Source organism: Sulfitobacter sp. HI0027 (assembly GCF_001634775.1).
Taxonomy (GTDB): Bacteria; Pseudomonadota; Alphaproteobacteria; order Rhodobacterales; family Rhodobacteraceae; genus Sulfitobacter.
This window is the reverse complement of the sequence record NZ_LWER01000417.1, coordinates 1-411: the sequence shown is the minus strand read 5'-3', so window position 1 is coordinate 411 and position 411 is coordinate 1. Positions and strand designations below refer to the sequence as shown.

Below are 411 nucleotides of genomic sequence, written 5' to 3'. Positions count from 1 at the left end.
GAGGCCCGTGCAGATGTTGCGGAAAGCGAGCTGGCGCAGGCCCGCGCGGTTGTCTCCTGCTCCGAGGCGATGATCCAAGAGCTCAAGCTCGAGATCGCCAAACTGCGCCGTGACAAATACGGTATCTCGTCAGAACGACGCGCCCGGCTGATCGATCAACTGGAACTGCAGCTTGAAGAGATGGAAGCGGCGGCCACCGAGGATGCCTTAGCCGCAGATCAAGCAAGCGAGAAAGCCAGCACGCTGCGCGCCTTCACGCGCCGCCATCCCGTGCGCAAGCCGTTCCCCGATCACCCGTTGCCCGGCAGTCGCTGCTTGCAGCGATGAGAGGGAGCCGCGCGAGCGGGTTGTTGTTGAGGCACCGGCCGCCTGCACTTGCTGTGGCTCGGACCGGATCGTGAAGATGGGCGA

At 64.2% G+C, this 411-nt stretch carries 1 pseudogene; it reads left to right on the top strand.

Annotated elements, in window-relative coordinates:
• Positions 1-411 (top strand): annotated as a pseudogene (locus A3722_RS18645) (IS66 family transposase); the annotation flags it as partial.